Origin of the sequence: Planomonospora sp. ID67723 (assembly GCF_015711605.1) — a bacterium.
Taxonomy (GTDB): Bacteria; Actinomycetota; Actinomycetes; order Streptosporangiales; family Streptosporangiaceae; genus Planomonospora_A.
Map to the genome: position 1 here is coordinate 877,974 of NZ_JABTEZ010000002.1, position 16,875 is coordinate 894,848.

At 71.7% G+C, this 16,875-nt stretch carries 15 protein-coding genes; 7 read left to right on the forward strand and 8 right to left on the reverse strand.

The features are described from left to right. Positions 1 to 13: 13 nt before the first annotated feature. Positions 14 to 1,483 (reverse strand): glycerol kinase GlpK, encoded by a 1,470-nt coding sequence (gene glpK, locus HS041_RS16630; RefSeq protein ID WP_196441586.1) that lies wholly within the window; start codon positions 1,481 to 1,483, stop codon positions 14 to 16. Between the two features lie 142 nt (positions 1,484 to 1,625). Here glpK and HS041_RS16635 point away from each other — a divergent pair, with 142 nt between their 5' ends. Next, the gene (locus HS041_RS16635; protein WP_196441587.1) at positions 1,626 to 2,651 is read left to right on the forward strand and encodes a 6-phosphofructokinase; all 1,026 of its coding nucleotides are present in this window, start codon (positions 1,626 to 1,628) and stop codon (positions 2,649 to 2,651) included. A gap of 168 nt (positions 2,652 to 2,819) precedes the next feature. On the opposite strand, the gene HS041_RS16640 is transcribed toward HS041_RS16635, so the two are convergent. Continuing rightward, positions 2,820 to 3,695 carry an MHYT domain-containing protein gene (locus HS041_RS16640; protein WP_196441588.1) on the reverse strand — a complete coding sequence of 292 codons (876 nt, stop codon included), beginning with the start codon at positions 3,693 to 3,695 and terminating at the stop codon, positions 2,820 to 2,822. Positions 3,696 to 3,772: 77 nt separating this feature from the next. Between HS041_RS16640 and macS the strand changes: the two genes are divergently transcribed. The 3 genes from macS to thiI all read left to right on the forward strand — a co-directional run bounded on the left by macS (position 3,773) and on the right by thiI (position 6,819). Further along, positions 3,773 to 4,879, forward strand: a complete 1,107-nt coding sequence (macS, locus tag HS041_RS16645; protein WP_307845326.1) for a MacS family sensor histidine kinase — start codon at positions 3,773 to 3,775, stop codon at positions 4,877 to 4,879. An 18-nt stretch (positions 4,880 to 4,897) separates the two neighbouring features. Next, positions 4,898 to 5,527 carry a response regulator gene (locus HS041_RS16650; protein ID WP_196442533.1) on the forward strand — a complete coding sequence of 210 codons (630 nt, stop codon included), beginning with the start codon at positions 4,898 to 4,900 and terminating at the stop codon, positions 5,525 to 5,527. Positions 5,528 to 5,616: 89 nt separating this feature from the next. Continuing rightward, positions 5,617 to 6,819 carry a tRNA uracil 4-sulfurtransferase ThiI gene (thiI, locus tag HS041_RS16655; protein WP_196441589.1) on the forward strand — a complete coding sequence of 401 codons (1,203 nt, stop codon included), beginning with the start codon at positions 5,617 to 5,619 and terminating at the stop codon, positions 6,817 to 6,819. A 171-nt stretch (positions 6,820 to 6,990) separates the two neighbouring features. Here the strand turns inward: thiI and HS041_RS16660 are convergent, their stop codons facing one another. The 3 genes from HS041_RS16660 to aroF form a co-directional block, all read right to left on the reverse strand. After that, on the reverse strand, positions 6,991 to 7,374 hold the full coding sequence (locus tag HS041_RS16660) for a response regulator transcription factor (RefSeq protein ID WP_196441590.1): 384 nt from the start codon (positions 7,372 to 7,374) through the stop codon (positions 6,991 to 6,993). A gap of 109 nt (positions 7,375 to 7,483) precedes the next feature. Next, positions 7,484 to 7,768, reverse strand: coding sequence for a YiaA/YiaB family inner membrane protein (locus tag HS041_RS16665; protein WP_196441591.1), 285 nt, complete (start codon positions 7,766 to 7,768; stop codon positions 7,484 to 7,486). Between the two features lie 182 nt (positions 7,769 to 7,950). Further along, positions 7,951 to 8,988 carry a 3-deoxy-7-phosphoheptulonate synthase gene (gene aroF, locus HS041_RS16670; protein WP_196441592.1) on the reverse strand — a complete coding sequence of 346 codons (1,038 nt, stop codon included), beginning with the start codon at positions 8,986 to 8,988 and terminating at the stop codon, positions 7,951 to 7,953. 497 nt (positions 8,989 to 9,485) lie between these two features. On the opposite strand from aroF, the gene HS041_RS16675 reads away from it, so the two are divergent. The 3 genes from HS041_RS16675 (at position 9,486) to HS041_RS16685 (ending at position 12,179) form a co-directional block, all read left to right on the forward strand. After that, positions 9,486 to 10,106 carry a molybdopterin-dependent oxidoreductase gene (locus HS041_RS16675; protein WP_196441593.1) on the forward strand — a complete coding sequence of 207 codons (621 nt, stop codon included), beginning with the start codon at positions 9,486 to 9,488 and terminating at the stop codon, positions 10,104 to 10,106. A 48-nt stretch (positions 10,107 to 10,154) separates the two neighbouring features. Beyond that, entirely contained in the window at positions 10,155 to 11,348 is a 1,194-nt protein-coding gene (locus HS041_RS16680) for a sensor histidine kinase (RefSeq protein WP_196441594.1), read from the forward strand. A 66-nt stretch (positions 11,349 to 11,414) separates the two neighbouring features. Continuing rightward, a complete protein-coding gene (locus tag HS041_RS16685) occupies positions 11,415 to 12,179 on the forward strand; it encodes a LytR/AlgR family response regulator transcription factor (RefSeq protein WP_196441595.1) in 765 nt (254 codons plus the stop codon). Positions 12,180 to 12,657: 478 nt separating this feature from the next. Here the strand turns inward: HS041_RS16685 and HS041_RS16690 are convergent, their stop codons facing one another. The 3 genes from HS041_RS16690 to HS041_RS16700 all read right to left on the reverse strand — a co-directional run bounded on the left by HS041_RS16690 (position 12,658) and on the right by HS041_RS16700 (position 16,715). After that, complete coding sequence (locus HS041_RS16690; RefSeq protein WP_196441596.1) at positions 12,658 to 13,500, reverse strand: deoxyribonuclease IV; 843 nt, start codon at positions 13,498 to 13,500, stop codon at positions 12,658 to 12,660. Between the two features lie 136 nt (positions 13,501 to 13,636). Next, complete coding sequence (locus HS041_RS16695) at positions 13,637 to 15,094, reverse strand: catalase (protein WP_196441597.1); 1,458 nt, start codon at positions 15,092 to 15,094, stop codon at positions 13,637 to 13,639. A gap of 67 nt (positions 15,095 to 15,161) precedes the next feature. Beyond that, positions 15,162 to 16,715, reverse strand: a complete 1,554-nt coding sequence (locus tag HS041_RS16700; protein WP_196441598.1) for a PucR family transcriptional regulator — start codon at positions 16,713 to 16,715, stop codon at positions 15,162 to 15,164. Between the last annotated feature and the right edge of the window lie 160 nt (positions 16,716 to 16,875).

A 16,875-nucleotide genomic window follows, 5' to 3' on the forward strand; every position in this document is an offset into this window, starting at 1 on the left:
GGCCCGGCGGCGGTCACACCCAGGCGCGGGCCCGGTCGACGGCCTTGAGCCAGCGGGCGTAGGTGGCGCCGTCCCGCGTGCCGGGCTCGAAGCGCCGGTCGAGGTTCCAAGTCGTGCGCAGCTCCTCGGCCGAGGACCACAGGCCCGTGCCGAGCCCGGCGAGGAAGGCCGCCCCCAGCGCGGTGGTCTCCTGGATCGCAGGGCGCTCGACGGGGGTGCCGAGCTGGTCGGCCTGGACCTGCATGAGCAGGTCGTTGCCGCTCGCGCCGCCGTCGGCCTTCAGCGCGGGCATCTTCAGGCCCGCCGCGCCCGTCATGACCTCCACGACATCGCGCACCTCGAACGCGATCGCCTCCAGGGTGGCGCGGGCGAGGTGGGCGCGGGTGGTGCCCCGGGTGATGCCGAGGATGGCGCCGCGGGCGCCGGGGTCCCAGTGCGGCGCGCCCAGACCGGTCAGCGCGGGCACGAACACCACGCCCCCGCTGTCGGGGACCGTGCGCGCCAGCGCCTCGGACTCGGGGGCGGTGTCGATGAGCCCGAGCCCGTCGCGCAGCCACTGCACGGCGGCCCCGGTGACGAAGATCGCCCCCTCGAGCGCGTAGGTGATCTCGCCCGAGGGCGTCTGCCAGGCCACCGTGGTCAGCAGCCCGGCGTCCGACCTGACGATCTCGCTCCCGGTGTTGATCAGGATGAACGAGCCCGTCCCGTAGGTGCACTTGACGTCACCGGGGGAGAAGCAGGTCTGGCCGAACAGGGCGGCCTGCTGGTCCCCGGCCATGCCGCTGACCGGCAGGTCCAGGCCGAGGAAGGCGTCCGGGTCGGTCCGGCCGATCTCCCCGTAGTTCGGCACGATCTCCGGCAGCGCGCTCGCCGGGACGCCGAACAGCTCGCACAGCTCCGCCGACCAGCCGCCCGCCTCCAGGTCGTACAGGAGCGTGCGGGAGGCGTTGGAGGGGTCGGTGACGTGCCGGGCGCCGCCGGTCAGCCTGGCCACCAGATAGGAGTCCACGGTGCCGACGACCGCCCGCCCCCCGGTCACGTGCGCCCAGGCGCGGGGGTCGTGCTCGGCCAGCCAGGCGAACTTGCTGCCGGTGAAGTAGGGGTCCAGCCGCAGTCCGGTCAGCTCGGCGACGCGGGGTTCGTGGCCCGCCTCGCGCAGCGAGGCGCAGATCTCCGCGGTACGGCGGTCCTGCCAGACGATCGCCGGGCGGGGCGCGGCGAGCGTGGCGGCGTCCCAGATCACGGCGGTCTCGCGCTGGTTGGTGATGCCGACGCACGACGGGGTGGTGTCCGCCCGGTCCAGGGCTGCGCGACAGGCGGCCAGGGTGGCCTGCCAGATCTCCTCGGGGACGTGCTCCACCCAGCCGGGCTCGGGGAAGTGCTGGGAGAACTCCCGGTATCCCCGTGCGTCGACCCGGCCGTCCTCGGTCACGACGAGCGCGGTGACCCCGGTCGTCCCGGCGTCGATCGCGAGAACCGACATGCGCGCACTCCTCTTCACTTGGTCTAGACCATTCGCCTGCCCGGGGGGCAGAATGCGTTGCGTCGGCGGCGAAATCCACCGCCGGCGGCACCACCCCACTTAGTCTGGCCGTCTTGCCTCGGAACCACCACCGGAGGATGCCATGCGTATTGGAGTGTTGACCGGGGGCGGCGACTGCCCCGGCCTGAACGCCGTTATCCGCGCCGTCGTGCGCAAGGGTGTGGGTGTCTACGGACACGAGTTCGTCGGGTTCAGGGATGGCTGGAGGGGGCCGCTCGAAGGCGAGACCATGCCGCTGGACATCCAGGCCGTCCGGGGCATCCTGCCTCGCGGTGGCACGATCCTCGGCTCGTCGCGGACCAACCCGATCAAGATCGAGGGCGGCGTCGAGAAGATCAAGGAGAATCTCGTGGAGACCGGGGTGGACGCCCTCATCGCGATCGGCGGAGAGGACACCCTCGGCGTCGCCAAGCAGCTCTTCGACCGGGGCGTGAAGGTCGTGGGCGTGCCCAAGACGATCGACAACGACCTGAACGCCACCGACTACACCTTCGGCTTCGACACGGCCGTCAACATCGCGATGGAGGCGATCGACCGGCTGCACACCACCGCCGAGTCGCACCACCGGGCGCTGATCTGCGAGGTCATGGGCCGCCACGCGGGCTGGATCGCGCTGCACGCGGGCATGGCGGCGGGCGCCAACGTCATCCTCATCCCGGAGAAGCCGTTCGACATCGACCGGGTCTGCGCCTACGTCGAGTCCCGCTTCAAGACCCGCTACGCGCCGATCATCGTGGTCGCCGAGGGCGCCCACCCGATCGAGGGCCAGATGGCCCTGCAGGACGGCGAGCTCGACGCCTTCGGTCACGTCAAGCTGGGCGGCATCGGCGAGACGCTCGCGAAGGAGATCGAGAAGCGCACGGGCAAGGAGGCCCGCACCACCGTGCTCGGCCACATCCAGCGCGGCGGCACCCCCACGGCCTTCGACCGGGTGCTCGCCACCCGGTTCGGCCTGCGGGCCATCGACGCGGTGCACGAGGGCGAGTTCGGCACGATGGTCGCCCTCCAGGGCACCGAGATCGTCGGCGTCGGCCTGGACGAGGCGACCAAGGAGCTCAAGACCGTGCCCGTCGGCCGCTACGAGGAGGCCGAGGTCTTCTTCGGCTGACGCCGGCCCGCCCGGACGGCTCGTCGTCCGGGCGGCCCGCCACCCCTGCAAGCGGTTTGCAGGGGACCCGCCCTAGCCTTGCGTGCGCAGGGCGGGCGACCGCCGGGCATCCCCTCCGAGTACGGCTTGCGCCTCGACCGAGCGGCCCACGGCGGCGCAAGCCGTACGTCATCTCTCGGGGGTGTCGAACAGCGAGGGACGCCTCGGCTCCGTGACCGGCGGGGCGGCGGGCACCGGCGGCGCGGCCTGCGTGATGGCGGCGAAGCTCCCGGTCTGGTGCTCCTCCAGCCGCGCCATCAGCTCGGCGTCCACCTTCATCTCCCGCTCCGAGGGGGACAGGATGGCCGCGAGCAGCAGGCCCAGGGTGACCAGGCTGACCACGGCCAGCAGCGGAAGCAGGAAGTCGACGCCGCGCGCACCCTCGATCGGGACCAGCGAGACCTTAGGCCGGACCTCCATCGCGAACATGCCGGTGTAGTGCATGCCGCAGACCGCGACGGCCATGATCAGGCCGGCGCCGGCGGTGGCGGGCACGCCGCTCACCCGCGCCGTGAACCAGAGCGCCACGGTGGAGGCGACGACCGCGATCGCCACCGAGGCGCCGACGATCGCCGGGTCGTAGGAGACGCTCGCCGACATGTTCATCGCGGCCATGCCGAGATAGTGCATGCCGGCCACGCCCAGACCGGTGAGAAGGCCGCCGCCGAGGAGCGGGAGGGCCTTCGCCCGGCCGAAGGAGACCACGAAGAGCCCCAGGCCGACCACGACGATCGCCAGGACCGCCGAGCAGACGGTGAGGAGCACGTCGTAGCGGATCTGGGCGCCGGCGACGGAGAAGCCCGTCATGGCGACGAAGTGCATCACCCAGATGCCGGTGCCGCCGATGGACAGCGCGCCGCCGATCAGCCAGCGGGCGCGGGCGGCGCCCTCGGCCGCCCGCGCCTTGGCGGTGAGCATGAGGCCGAGCATGCATCCGACGCCCGACATGAGATAGGCCAGCAAGGGGGTGAGCAGGCCGGAGGAGAAGTGGTCTACGTGGGACATGTTCCAGTTCTTTGTGAGAGGGAATCGGGAGATTATTGCAGCTTTGGGTGTTTTGTCGCGAACGGTAAGGTCGAGCCGTGACGGGGATAGAGGGCTCGTTCTGGCGGACCGTCGCGGTGTTCCGCGCCGCCTCCCTCGCGTACGCGGCGATCCTGCTCGTCCGCGCCGGGGGGTACGCCAACCCGGCGGTCGGCTGGCTGGTGATCGGGGTCATGGCCCTGTGGACCGCCGCGACGATCTTCGCCTACTCCGTCGAGGAGTTCCGCGGCCGGCCGCTGCTCGCCGCCGACATGCTCGTCACCCTCGGGTGCCTGCTGGCCACCCCCGCCGTGCAGGGCGTCCACCAGGAGAGCAGCCTGCCGATCACCGCCACCTGGATGGGCGGCGCGGTGCTGGCCTGGGGGGTGTACGGCGGGCGCCGGCTGGGAGCCCTCGCCGCCGCGATCGTCTCCCTGGCCGACCTGTGGACGCGCGGAGCGGGCGGCATGGAGTTCGAGAAGCTGCCGATCAACGGAACCGTGCTGCTGTTCCTCGCGGGCGTGCTGGTCGGGCACGTCGCCCGGCTGGCCGGGAAGGCCGAGGCGCGCATGCAGGAGGCGGTCGAGCTGGAGGCGGCGGGCCGGGAGCGGGAACGGCTCGCGCGGGGCATCCACGACTCGGTGCTCCAGGTGCTCGCCCTGGTCCAGCGGCGCGGGCAGGAGGCGGGCGGTGAGGCGGCCGAGCTGGGCAGGCTCGCCGGAGAGCAGGAGGCCGCCCTGCGCGAGCTGGTCAGGCTCCGCCCCGAAGCGCCCCCTGCGGGCGCCGTGGACCTGCGCGTCCTGCTGCAGGGCTACGGGTCCGGCACGGTGACCGTCTCGGTGCCGGCCACTCCGCTGACCCTGCCCGCCGGGACCGCCGGAGAGCTGGCCGCAGCCGTCGGCGCCGCCCTGGACAACGTGGCGCGGCACTGCGGGGCCCAGGCCCCCGCCTGGGTGTTCGCCGAGAGCGACGGCGGGATGGTCACGGTGACCGTCCGCGACGAGGGGCCGGGCATCCCCGAAGGCCGCCTGGAGGAGGCCGCGGCCGCCGGGCGGCTCGGTGTCGCCCAGTCGATCCGGGGACGGGTGGAGGACCTGGGCGGGACGGTCGCCGTGATCTCGGCCCCCGGCCGCGGCACCGAGATCGAGATGTCCGTCCCGGCTTAGGCTGGGAGGATGCGTGTGATGGTGGTGGACGACCACCCGATGTGGCGCGACGGGGTGGCGCGGGACCTGGCCGAGGCCGGTTACGAGGTGGTGGCCACGGTCGGCGAGGGACGTCAGGCGATTCGCGTGGCCGCGGCCGCCCGGCCCGAGCTGGTCGTGCTGGATCTGCAGTTGCCCGACCTGTCCGGTGTGGAGGTGGCCAGGAGGCTGGCCGCGTCGGACCCGCCGCCCCGGGTGCTGGTGCTGTCGGCGAGCGGGGAGCAGGACGACGTGCTGGAGGCGGTCAAGGCCGGCGCATCGGGATATCTGCTGAAATCAGCGAGCAAAGAAGACTTCCTGGAGGCTGTCCGCCGCACCGCCGGAGGGGACGCGGTCTTCACCCCCGGGCTGGCCGGCCTCGTCCTGGGGGAGTACCGCCGGCTGGCCTCCCAGCCCGCTCCGGCCGACGGGCCGCGCCTCACCGAACGGGAGACCGAGGTGCTCCGGCTGGTGGCCAAGGGCCTGTCCTACAAGCAGATCGCCGAGCGGCTCGTGCTCTCCCACCGGACCGTGCAGAACCACGTCCAGAACACACTGAACAAGCTCCAGCTCCACAATCGCGTGGAACTCGTCCGCTATGCGATCGAGCAAGGCCTCGACGACTCCTAGGCGGGACTAAAGTGGCCGGGGCGCGGCGTTGCCTGTCAGCGGCCCGCGCCGCACTTCCCGCACCCGCAGTTCCCCCGGAGGTTCCCGTCATGGCCGTGTCCGCACTGGGCGAGCCCTGCGTTCTGCTCAAGCTGGGCGAGGTCGTCCTCAAAGGACGGAACCGCGAGGTCTTCGAGCGACGGCTGCAGGCCAACATCCGCGCGGCGCTGAAGGGGTTCGGCTTCCCGGTGGACCTGCGGCAGCGCCACGGCGTCATCGCGGTCTTCCTGCCGGAGGGCACGGGCGTCGAGGTGGCCGACGCGGTCGCCGAGCGGATCACCTACGTGCCCGGCCTGGTCTGGATCCACCGGGCCTGGCGGGTCGCCAAGACCCCCGAGGCGGTCACCAAGGCCGCGATCGAGCTGCTCGCCGACCGTGAGGACGTCAGGCGCGGCGTCTCCTTCGCCGTGCGCTCGCGCCGCCGGGACAAGCGCTTCCCGCTGACCTCGATGCAGCTCGACCGCTCGGTCGGCGGCGAGCTCAACGAGATCTACGGCCTGCCGGTGAACCTGAAGAACCCCGAGCTGGTCGTCTCCATCGAGGTGGATCGCGACGAGGTCTTCGTCTACACCGGCGGCCTGCCCGGCCAGGGCGGCCTGCCGGTCGGCACCAGCGGCCGGGGCCTGGTCCTGATGTCCGGCGGCATCGACTCGCCGGTGGCCGCCTACCGGATGATGCGCCGCGGCCTGCGGGTGGACTTCCTGCACTTCTCCGGCATCCCGTTCACCACCTCGGAGTCCATCTACAAGGCCTACGCGCTGGTGCGGGCGCTGGACAAGTTCCAGGGCGGGTCCCGCCTGTGGGTGGTGCCCTTCGGCAAGGCCCAGCAGTCCATCAAGGCCTCCGGCCAGGACCGCCTGGCGGTCATCGCGCAGCGCCGGCTGATGCTGAAGACCGCCGAGGAGGTCGCCCGCCGCCTGCGCGCGGGGGCGCTGGTCACCGGTGACTCCCTGGGCCAGGTCTCCTCCCAGACCCTGCAGAACATCACCGCCCAGGACGACGCGGTCGGCCTGCCGATCCTGCGCCCGCTCATCGGCCTCGACAAGACCGAGATCATGGCCACCGCGCGGAGGATCGGCACGCTGGCGATCTCCGAGCTCCCCGACGAGGACTGCTGCACCCTGCTGGCCCCGCGCCGCGCGGAGACCGCCGCCAAGATCGCCGACCTGAAGCAGATCGAGAAGCGCCTCGACGCCGAGGAGCTCGCCGTCCAGCTCGCCGGCTCCCTCCAGGAATACAAGCTGGAGGGCTGAGCGGGCCGTCGCTGGAGGGCTGAGCGGGCCGCCACGGCCTTCGGGCCGGACCGCCGGCCGGGCACGGAAACGACCGCATCGCCGGCACGGGTCCGCTCCCCGGCCGACGTGGATCCGCTCCCCGGCCGGCGCGCCCGGCCGGAGAGCGGGCTCGATGGGACCCGTCCCGTCTCAGAGGCGGGTCTGCGCCACGCGGGTCAGCAGGGCCTCGACCCGCTCCGGGAGCTCTCGGGGACTGAACGGTTTGGTCATGTAGTCGTCCACGCCGGCCGCGAACGCCTCGGTCACATCATCCTTCTCCGACTTCGCGGTCAACATGAGCACCGCCACGTCCTGCCCGCCGGGCATCGCGCGGATCCGGCTGCACACCTCGGGGCCGGTGAGCCCCGGCATCATCCAATCCAAGATCACCAGGTCGCAACGCTGCTCGGCCCACTTCGCCAGGGCCGCCTGTCCGTCGTCGGCCGTGCGCACCTCGTGGCCGGCTTTCTTCAACAAGAAGCTGATCATAAATTGGATGTCGGTGTCGTCCTCCACGACCAGAACGCTGGCCATCACCCACCCCCGTAAGTGCTTCCTTTTCAGGCAATTCCCTAGTCGGCGTCGTTCATGCGGTTCCAAGGCTTTTTGCTGGAAGTCGAGACATCCTTTGGACGCACGCGGGTCAGTCCACCTTGAAGGGGTCATGTTCGGCGAGGAGCTTGTCCAGCCGTGCCTGGTCGACCCGGGTGGTGACCTCGGCGAGCTCCTGGCGGTCGCGGACGCACTTGGCCAGGGTGAACGCCGACGTCACGACGTAGAGGACGCCGATGGCCAGGAAGGCGCGCACCCATGCTCCGACCGGCAGATAGGCCAGGCCGATGCCGACGGCGCCGACGGAGACGCCGAAGGACAGGATCGACTGGATGTAGAAGGGGCCGCTGTTCCTGGGCTGGATCGCTTTGGTCATGGCACCACGATTCACGGCCCGTCCGCCTCCGCGCGTGAGCACGTGTACTCAACCGCGCGTCGGGTTACTCATGAGTACGGCCGGCGGCTTGTGGCCGCGGCCGTACTCGGGTCAGGACGCTCATGGCGGTCGACGCGGGGCCGGATGCGGGAAGCGCCGGCGGACGCGGCGCCGGACGGGGGTCAGACGGGGGTCAGGGTGTCACCGGCCGGGGTCTTGCCGAGCAGCGGGGGGAACTCCCGCATCACGCGGGCCAGCTCGCCCAGGTCGCCGTCGACCAGGGCCTGGGGGCCGTCGCACAGGGCCAGCTCGGGGTGCGGGTGGACGTCGATGATCACACCGTCGGCGCCGACCGCGATGGCGGCGCGGGTGAGCGGCAGGACCAGGTCGCGGTGACCGCCGGAGTGGGACGGGTCGATGATGACCGGCAGGTGCGACAGTCGCTGGGCGACCGGGACGGCCGAGACGTCCAGGGTGTTGCGGGTGGCGGTCTCGAAGGTGCGGATGCCGCGTTCACACAGCACGATGTCGAGGTTGCCGCGCTGGGCGATGTACTCGGCGGCCATCAGCCACTCCTCGATGGTGGCGTTCATGCCGCGCTTGAGCATGACCGGCTTGCCCACCCCGCCGACCGCCTGCAGCAGCGCGAAGTTCTGCGCGTTGCGGGTGCCGATCTGCAGCATGTCCGCGTACGAGGCCACCAGCTCGACGTCGTGGGCGTCCACGACCTCGGTCACCACGGGCAGTCCGGTCTCGGCGCGCACGTCGGCGAGGATGCGCAGGCCCGCCTCACCCAGGCCCTGGAAGGCGTAGGGGGAGGTGCGGGGCTTGTAGGCCCCGCCGCGCAGCAGGGTGGCTCCGGCGGCCTTGGCCATCTCGGCCGCCTGGAGGGTCTGCTCGGGCGTCTCCACCGCGCACGGACCGGCGATCAGGGTCACCGTGTCCGGGCCGATCGGCACCCCGCCGACCCGGACCGTCGAACGCTCGGGGTGGTTGTCCCGGCTCACCAGCTTGTAGGGGGCACTCACCTTGATCACGTCGGCCACACCTCGCAGGCTCCGCAGGTTGAGCGCGCCGAACTGGGCGACGTCACCGACCAGGCCGATGATCGTACGGTTCACACCCCGGCTGACGAACGCGCTGCCGCCCGCCGTGGTGATGATCTCCACGATCGCCTCGACGTCGCCCTGGGTGGCCTCGGGGCCCATGATGATGACCATTTCTCTCCTCAGGTGGTTGCTCTCGGGAAAACGAAAAGGCCCCGGGTCCGTAATCCGGACCCGGGGCCTTTTCGTTCGCCAGGCTGTCAGCGCAGCATCTGGGGGCGAACGGTCCACCTCACGGGTCCGTCGCCATACCAAAACCAGAACGCAGTACGCATCGCGGAAATGGTAGCGCACTCATCTGCGAAGCCGTACAGGCCCCCGAGCCTCGACGCGCAGCGTCGCCGTCGGCACGGCGGATGAGTGACGAGGGAAGGCGCCGGTTGTCGGCCCCCGAGCCGCGATGCGGGGCATCGCGATAGGCCTGTGAGGGGGCTCCGGTGCACTGGACTGAGGAGCGAAGGAGCGGAGCGGATGAGTGACGAGGGAAGGCGCCGGTTGTCGGCCCCCGAGCCGCGATGCGGAGCATCGCAATAGGCAGGGCCGCCCGTCCGGTGGGAAAACCGCGGTGGCAGGATTGCCCCGTGCTATCGGGGAAGGCCGCGAAAGGAGTGATGGTGGATCAGTCCGAAACTCCGCTGGAGGGGACCCGCCTGCCCCCCGGGCAGTACGTCCCCCGGGGGCAGCCGGTGATCCACTACGGCAGGGTGCCGTCCTTCCGCCCGGCGACGTGGGAGTTCCACGTGATGGGGGCGACGGCCACCGGTGAGCAGTACCGGTTCTCCTGGCCGCGCTTCTCCGAGCTGCCGCGTACGACGGTCGTGGCGGACTTCCACTGCGTCACCAAGTTCTCGATCATGGGCAACGAGTGGCGCGGGGTCTCCGCGGCCACCTTGATGGAACTGGCCCCGCCCGCGCCCGAGGCCGGGCACGTCATGCTCTGGGCCGAGTACGGCTACAGCGCCAACATCAGGATGAGCGACTTCGCCCGCGACGACACCCTGTTCGCGCTGGAGCTGGACGGCAAGCCCATCGCGCCCGAGCGCGGCTTCCCGGTCCGGGCGATCGTCCCGCACCTGTACGCGTGGAAGAGCGTCAAGTGGGTGCGCGCCGTGGAGTACCTGGTGGAGGACAAGCGCGGCTTCTGGGAGGAGCGCGGCTACCACAACATCGCCGACCCCTGGCGGGAGCAGCGCTACTCCTATCAGGAGGAACCGGGCGAAGGTCCACCGTAATCGGCGTTCGCCCCTGATCGGAGGGGCGGGTTGGCTACGGTTCTCCGCATGTCGACCAGCGGCTGGGCGTTGCTCTGCGTGCTCTGCGCCCTTCTCGGATTCGCCCTGTCCCGCCGGAGCGCGGAGCTTCCCCGCGATCCCGCGGGCCGGCAGGACGAGGCCACCTTCTCCACCCTGCACGTCGCGGCCATGGCGGCCCCGTCGCTGCGGGCCGGCCTGACGCGGGAGTCCGCGTGCCGGGCCGTACGGCACCTGCGGACGCTGCTGGGCACCGGGGCCGTCGCCCTGACCGGCCCCGGCGGCGTACTCGCCTGGGACGGCGCGATGGAGTGCCACCGTGACCACGCGGCCGAGCACGCAAGGTCCGCCCTCGCCTCGGGCCGCCCGCAGGTGGTGACCGGGGAGTCCCTCGCCTGCGGGCGGCCCGGCTGCCCGGCCGGCGGCGCGGTGGTGGTTCCGCTGGAGGTGGACGGCCGGGTGGTCGGCGCGCTGGCCGCCTACGACGCCGAGGTCAGCGCGGTGCTGGTGCGGACCGTCACCGAGGTCGCCCGCTGGGTCTCAGGCCAGTTGGAGCTCGCCGAGCTCGACTCCTCCCGGCGGCGTGCCGTGGAGGCCGAGATGCGGGCGCTGCGGGCGCAGATCTCGCCGCACTTCGTCTACAACTCGCTGACCACCATCGCCTCCTTCGTCCGCACCGACCCCGAGCGGGCCCGCGAGCTGCTGGTGGACTTCGCGGACTTCACCCGCTACGCGCTGCGCCGCGCCCGTGACCTCACCACGCTCGCCGACGAACTGCACTGCGTGGACCGCTACCTGCTGCTGGAGCGCGCCAGGTTCGGCGACCGGCTGAGCTTCACGGTCCGGGTCGCACCCGAGGTGCTGGCCGTCCCGGTGCCCTTCCTGTGCCTGCAGCCGCTGGTGGAGAACGCCATCAAACACGGGCTGGTCCGCAACGGCGGCTCGGGCGAGGTCCGGGTGGTGATCGAGGACGCCGGTCCCGAGGCGCACATCAGCGTCGAGGACGACGGGCTCGGCATGGACCCGGCCCACGCCCGGCTGCTGCTCGACGACGGCCCGCGCGAGGGCCGCGGCGAGAGCGGGATCGGCCTGGCGAACGTGGACCTGCGGCTGCGCCAGATCTACGGTGAGGACTACGGTCTGGTCGTGGAGAGCGCTCTGGGCAACGGGACCCGCGTGCGCCTGCGGGTTCCGAAGCATAGCCCGGCCGGTAGCTCTTTGTAGTCAAATCTTTACCATCAGTTGGCATACCGCTTGCGTGCACCGTGACCCGGGCGCAGCGTGGACCGCATGCTGCGCGTCCTTGCTGTCGACGATGAGGTCCCCGCACTGGAAGAACTGGCCTACCTGCTCCGAGGAGATCCCCGTATCGAGCACGTCCTCACCGCCTCCGACGGCGTGACCGCACTCCACGACATGGTCGGGATGATCGGTGCGGGCGAGCGACTCGACGGCGTCTTCCTGGACATCAGGATGCCGGGTCTCGACGGCCTGGACCTGGCCCGCCTCGTCGGAGGCTTCCCCAATCCGCCCCGCCTGGTCTTCGTCACCGCACACGAGGACTGCGCGGTTCAGGCGTTCGAGCTGGAGGCGGTGGACTACCTCCTCAAGCCGGTGCGGGCGGACCGGCTGGCGGAGGCCGTACGGCGTCTTGAGGCCGCCATACCCGCCGTCCCCGTCCCCGGGCCGGAGCCGGAGGACGTCATCCCGGTGGAGCTCGGCGGGCGGACCAGGTTCGTCTCCCAGCAGGCGGTGTGGTTCGCCGAGGCCAAGGGCGACTACGTGCGCCTGCACACCGGCGACGGCACCTACCTGATCCGCATGTCCCTGGCGGCGCTGGAGCGGCGCTGGGCCGAGGCGGGGTTCATCCGGGTGCACCGCAGCACCCTGGTCTCCGCGCGGCACGTCAGCGAGCTCCGCTTCGACGGCGGCCGGGCGGTGCTGCAGGTCGGCACCGAGACGCTGCCGGTGAGCCGCCGCCACACCCGTCAGGTGCGCGAGCAGCTCGTCCGCCAGTTCCGGGACCGCCCGATCCCTTCGGACGCGCAGACATGAGCCGGTGTGGGGTGAACACCCGTCCCCTCACCCCGGAACCGACCGTTCGTCGTCCGTCTTCGACCGCTCGTCGCGCGAACACTCTCCGTACGACGACAACTACCCACCGTTAGTCGCGCCCGTCGAAAACGGGGAGTCACCCGGCAGGCGGCCCCCATAGTGTTCCTGCATCGGAGAGCGGATCCCGCCGCACCAGGGGGGGACGGAGCCGGGAGGCTCGTGGACTTGGTGCGTGCGGGGCTCGGGGTGAACGCCGTGAGCGGTCACCTGGCTGCCGGACCTCAAACCCGGGGGGGTGGGGTCCGGCGGTCTTCCGGACCATCGAACCGGGGGGTGAGGTCCGGCGATCTCCGGTGCGACGGGACGCCCGGTCCGGCCAGTGGGCCGGACCGTGATCCGGCCACACGGGGGCGGCCGGATCACGAGGACGGGCGTCCCGTCGCACCCGCGGGTGACGTCACGAGGCGCCCGCGCGGCCTCAGGAGGCCCCGCGGAGCTTCTTCAGCAGCTCGATGTCCTCACGGTGCTTGTCGGCACCGCCGGGCGTCTCGATGCAGAGCGGGATCCCCGCGACCGCCGGATGGCGCATCAGCTCCCCGAACGCCTGGGCGCCGATGTGGCCCGCGCCGATGTTCTCGTGGCGGTCCTTCTTGGAGTCGCAGACATCCTTGGAGTCGTTGGCGTGGACCAGCCGGAGCCGGCCCGGGGCGACCGCGTGCAGGGCGTCGAAGGTCTCCCGCACCCCCTCGGGAGTCGACAGGTCGTGACCGGCGGCGAAGGCGTGACAGGTGTCCAGGCAGACGCCGGCCTTCGGGTGCCAGTCGAGGGCGGCGAGATAGGGCTCCAGGTCCTGGACGGTCGCGCAGAGCATCCCGCCCTGTCCCGCCATCGGCTCCAGCAGCAGGTCGGGACCGTCGTCGGGGATCTCCTCCAGCAGCGGGAGCAGGCGCTCGTGCAGTTGCCGCAGGGCCTCGTCGCGGGACTGGCTGACCGCCGAGCCGGTGTGCACCACCAGCCCCTTCGCGCCGATGGCCGCGGCCCGCAGCAGGCTGTGCCGTACGGTGGCCACCGACTTCTCCAGCGTGTCGGCGGTGGGGGTGCCGAGGTTGACCAGGTACGGCGCGTGCACGAAGGTCAGCGTGCCCGACTCGCGCAGCCGCTCGTCCTGGACCGGGTCGCCCGCGGCCAGAGCCCAGCCCCGGGGGTTGGTGACGAACACCTGGATCATCTCGGCGCCGATGTCCTCGGCGCAGCGCAGCCCGCCCTTGGCCAGGCCGCCGGTGACGGAGACGTGTCCGCCGATGGGGGAGAGAGCAGTCATGATGCCTCAAGTTTAGGCGCCGCGGCCGACAGCTCGGGGGAGCGCCGCGGGCGGGGCGGGGAGCGATGTGAGTGACGACCCCGCCCCGAGGCGGCCGGGCGGCGGCGCCCCTCCGGGAAGGCGGATCCCGGGGCGGTCAGCCGCGCAGGGCCTTGACGGCGGTCTCGACGCGGAAGCCGTAGTCGTGGTCGGCCGCGGTGAAGTGGGCGACCGCGCGGGCGACGATGGCGTCGTCGGGCACCTGGGCGAGGCTGGCGGCGATGTTGGCGGTCAGGCGCTCGCGCTCGGCCTCCGACATCACCCGGTACAGCGCACCTGCCTGGACGAAGTCGTCGTCCTCGGCGTGGACCGGATTCCGGTAGGAGCCGGTGACGCCCGACAGCTCGACCCCGGCGGCGAGGGGGACGCCCGTCTCGACCGGCCCGCCGAAGCTGTTGGGCTCGTAGTTCCTGGCCCGCCGTCCGTTGCCGTCGGCGCGCATCGCGCCGTCACGGCCGTAGTTGGCGGCCTGAGTCGCGCGCGGGGCGTTCACCGGGAGCTGGGTGTGGTTGACGCCGAGCCGGTAGCGGTGGGCGTCGCCGTAGGCGAACAGGCGGCCCTGGAGCATCTTGTCCGGGGAGGGGCCGATGCCGGGCACGAAGTTGTTCGGCGAGAAGGCGGCCTGCTCCACCTCGGCGAAGACGTTGTCCGGGTTGCGGTCGAGGGTCAGCCGGCCGACCTTGACCAGCGGATGGTCGGCGTGCGGCCAGACCTTGGTCAGATCGAACGGGTTGAACCGGTAGGTCGCGGCCTCGGCGACCGGCATGATCTGCACGTACAGGGTCCAGGAGGGGAACAGGCCCCGTTCGATGGCGCTGTGCAGGTCGCGCTGGTGGGAGTCGGGGTCCCGGCCGTGCAGTTCGGCGGCCTGCTCCGCGGTCAGGGTGCGGATGCCCTGGTCGCTCTTGAAGTGGTACTTCACCCAGAACGCCTCGCCCTCGGCGTTGACCCACTGGTAGGTGTGCGAGCCGAAGCCGTGCATGTGCCGGTAGGAGGCCGGGATGCCCCGGTCGCCGAAGAGCCAGGTGAACTGGTGGGTGGCCTCGGGGGAGTGCGAGAAGAAGTCCCAGACGTTCTCGGGCTCCTGGACGCCCGTGAACGGGTCGCGCTTCTGCGAGTGGATGAAGTCCGGGAACTTCAGCGGGTCGCGCAGGAAGAAGACCGGGGTGTTGTTGCCGACGAGGTCGTAGTTGCCCTCCTCGGTGTAGAACTTGACCGCGAAGCCGCGCGGGTCGCGGACCGCGTCGCCCGAGCCCAGGCCGCCGGCCACGGTGGAGAAGCGCACGAACACCTCGGTGCGCCTGCCCGGCTCGGCCAGGAACGCGGCACGGGTGAACCGCGACACCTCCTCGGTCACCTCGAAGTGCCCGAAGGCGCCCGAGCCGCGGGCGTGGACCACGCGCTCCGGGATGCGCTCCCGGTTGAACCGGGCGAGCTTCTCCAGCAACTGCTGGTCCTGGATCAGCAGGGGACCGCCGGGGCCGGCGCTCTGGCTGTTCTGGTTGTCGGCGACCGGCGCGCCGGACTCGGTGGTGAGGATGGGGCGGGTAGTCATGGAAGTGAGGGTAGGTTTCCAGACTTATCCCTGGTCAAGGCCGTAAAAGTAAGTTCGTGCGATCGTCCTAACCCAGCCGCAGCGCCAGGAAGAAGTCCACACGATCCTCCAAACGTGACAGATCCCGGCCGGTCAGGTCCTGGATCCGCTGGATCCGGTAGCGCAGCGTGTTGACGTGGACGTGCAGGATCTCCGCGCACTTCGTCCACGACCCCGACACCTGCAGGAAAGCCTCCAGCGTGCGGACCAGGTCGGCCCGGTGCACCTGGTCGTAGCCGCGCAGCGGGTCCAGCAGCCGGACCCGGAACATGTGCCGCACGTCGTCGGGGACCGAGGCCAGCAGCAGCACGTGGGTGGCCAGCTCGTCGTGGCCCACGACCGCGTCGGGTTCGGCGCGGCCCTCGGCCATCCGGCGGGCGTAGCGGGCCTCCTCGACCGCGCCGCGCAGCCCGTCCACCGGGGCGATCCCGCTGACCCCCACGGTGAGCCTGCCGGAGCCGAGCCCCGGCGCCAGTGATCGCACCGCCTCGCGCACCTCGGCGGTGATGTCGGACTCCGGCGCGGGGATGAGCGCGATGACCTCCTCCCCGGCCACGCCCACCACCGGGGAGGCGCACGAGCGGTTGAGGATCTCCTTGACCACGACCCGCAGCTCGCCGGGGCGCAGCCCGTCGTGCGAGGTCGCGGCCACGGCCACGAAGCCGCGTTCGCCGCCCAGATCGGTGACCAGGCCGGTGACCTGGAGCCGGGGCAGGATGTCGCTGGGCCTGCCGTCGGAGACGACGAGCTGGACCAGCTCCTGCGCGATGCGGCCCTTGGGGCTGAGCCGGTCGTCCAGCCGGGCGCGCTCCAGCGCGACCACCGCCGCCAGCTCCCCGGCCAGCGCCCGCCGCTCCTCCGGCCAGTCCTCGTAGGAGCCCTGGAAGGCCAGGAACCAGTCGGCGACCCGAGGGGTGGTCTGCTCGTCCACCGGGAAGATCGAGTATCTCCCGGCCTCGCTGCGTTCGACGCCGCGCAGCGTGCACGGCATGCGCTTGGCGGTCAGGAAGCCGCGGGCCAGCAGCGGGGCGATCCCCTCGGGCAGCGGGTGCGAGCCCGCCACCACCCGGCCGGCCGGGGTGAGCACCCAGCAGGGCATGCCCAGGTCATGGCCGAGCAGGTGGAGCACCGGGTCCAGGCCCGCGCCCGCGGTGGCGCCCGCGACGAGCCGGCGGTGCCGGTCCAGCACGGCGGTCATGTCGTAGGCCCTGGCGGTGGAGAGCCGCCGCACGATGTGCTCGGTGACCTCGGCGAACGACAGTTCCTTCGGCACGTGGAACAGCGGCATCCGGTGCCGCCGGCAGGCCTCGGCGAGGTCCTCGGGGATCTCGCCCCACCGCGTGTCGCCGGCGCCCAGCGCGGAGACCCCCGCGGCGACCAGGCTCCGCACGAACCGCTCGCTGTCGGCAGGGCTCTGCCGCCAGACCAGCCCGGTCAGCACCAGCTCGCCGCCGCTCAGGTAGCGGCCCGGGTCGAGCAGGTCGGTGGTGACGACCCAGCGGATCGTCCGTTCCAGCTCGTCGTGGCCCGTGACCGGTGACAGTCCCAGCTCGGCCATCTCCAAGAGCGCGCTCAGTCGCATGCGGGCCTCCGTCCCTCGGCGGTGAGGGTAGCCCACGGCGAAGGGGCGGAGAACCGGAGCGGTCCGGCAGAGATCGGGGAGGCGGCCGGGAGACGGCGCGGGCATGACACGCGGACGAGGCGGAGACGACACGGAGACGACGAGGAGACGACGAGGAGAC

Bases quoted from the DNA above. Each gene is read 5' to 3' on its own strand.
- HS041_RS16635 (WP_196441587.1), top strand. From the start codon at position 1,626: ATGCGTATTGGAGTGTTGACCGGGGGCGGCGACTGCCCCGGCCTGAAC.
- HS041_RS16695 (WP_196441597.1), bottom strand. From the start codon at position 15,094: ATGACTACCCGCCCCATCCTCACCACCGAGTCCGGCGCGCCGGTCGCC.
- HS041_RS16700 (WP_196441598.1), bottom strand. From the start codon at position 16,715: ATGCGACTGAGCGCGCTCTTGGAGATGGCCGAGCTGGGACTGTCACCG.
- thiI (WP_196441589.1), top strand. From the start codon at position 5,617: ATGGCCGTGTCCGCACTGGGCGAGCCCTGCGTTCTGCTCAAGCTGGGC.
- glpK (WP_196441586.1), bottom strand. From the start codon at position 1,483: ATGTCGGTTCTCGCGATCGACGCCGGGACGACCGGGGTCACCGCGCTC.
- aroF (WP_196441592.1), bottom strand. From the start codon at position 8,988: ATGGTCATCATCATGGGCCCCGAGGCCACCCAGGGCGACGTCGAGGCG.
- HS041_RS16675 (WP_196441593.1), top strand. From the start codon at position 9,486: ATGGTGGATCAGTCCGAAACTCCGCTGGAGGGGACCCGCCTGCCCCCC.
- HS041_RS16685 (WP_196441595.1), top strand. From the start codon at position 11,415: ATGCTGCGCGTCCTTGCTGTCGACGATGAGGTCCCCGCACTGGAAGAA.
- HS041_RS16680 (WP_196441594.1), top strand. From the start codon at position 10,155: ATGTCGACCAGCGGCTGGGCGTTGCTCTGCGTGCTCTGCGCCCTTCTC.
- HS041_RS16650 (WP_196442533.1), top strand. From the start codon at position 4,898: ATGGTGGTGGACGACCACCCGATGTGGCGCGACGGGGTGGCGCGGGAC.
- HS041_RS16660 (WP_196441590.1), bottom strand. From the start codon at position 7,374: ATGGCCAGCGTTCTGGTCGTGGAGGACGACACCGACATCCAATTTATG.
- HS041_RS16665 (WP_196441591.1), bottom strand. From the start codon at position 7,768: ATGACCAAAGCGATCCAGCCCAGGAACAGCGGCCCCTTCTACATCCAG.
- HS041_RS16690 (WP_196441596.1), bottom strand. From the start codon at position 13,500: ATGACTGCTCTCTCCCCCATCGGCGGACACGTCTCCGTCACCGGCGGC.
- HS041_RS16640 (WP_196441588.1), bottom strand. From the start codon at position 3,695: ATGTCCCACGTAGACCACTTCTCCTCCGGCCTGCTCACCCCCTTGCTG.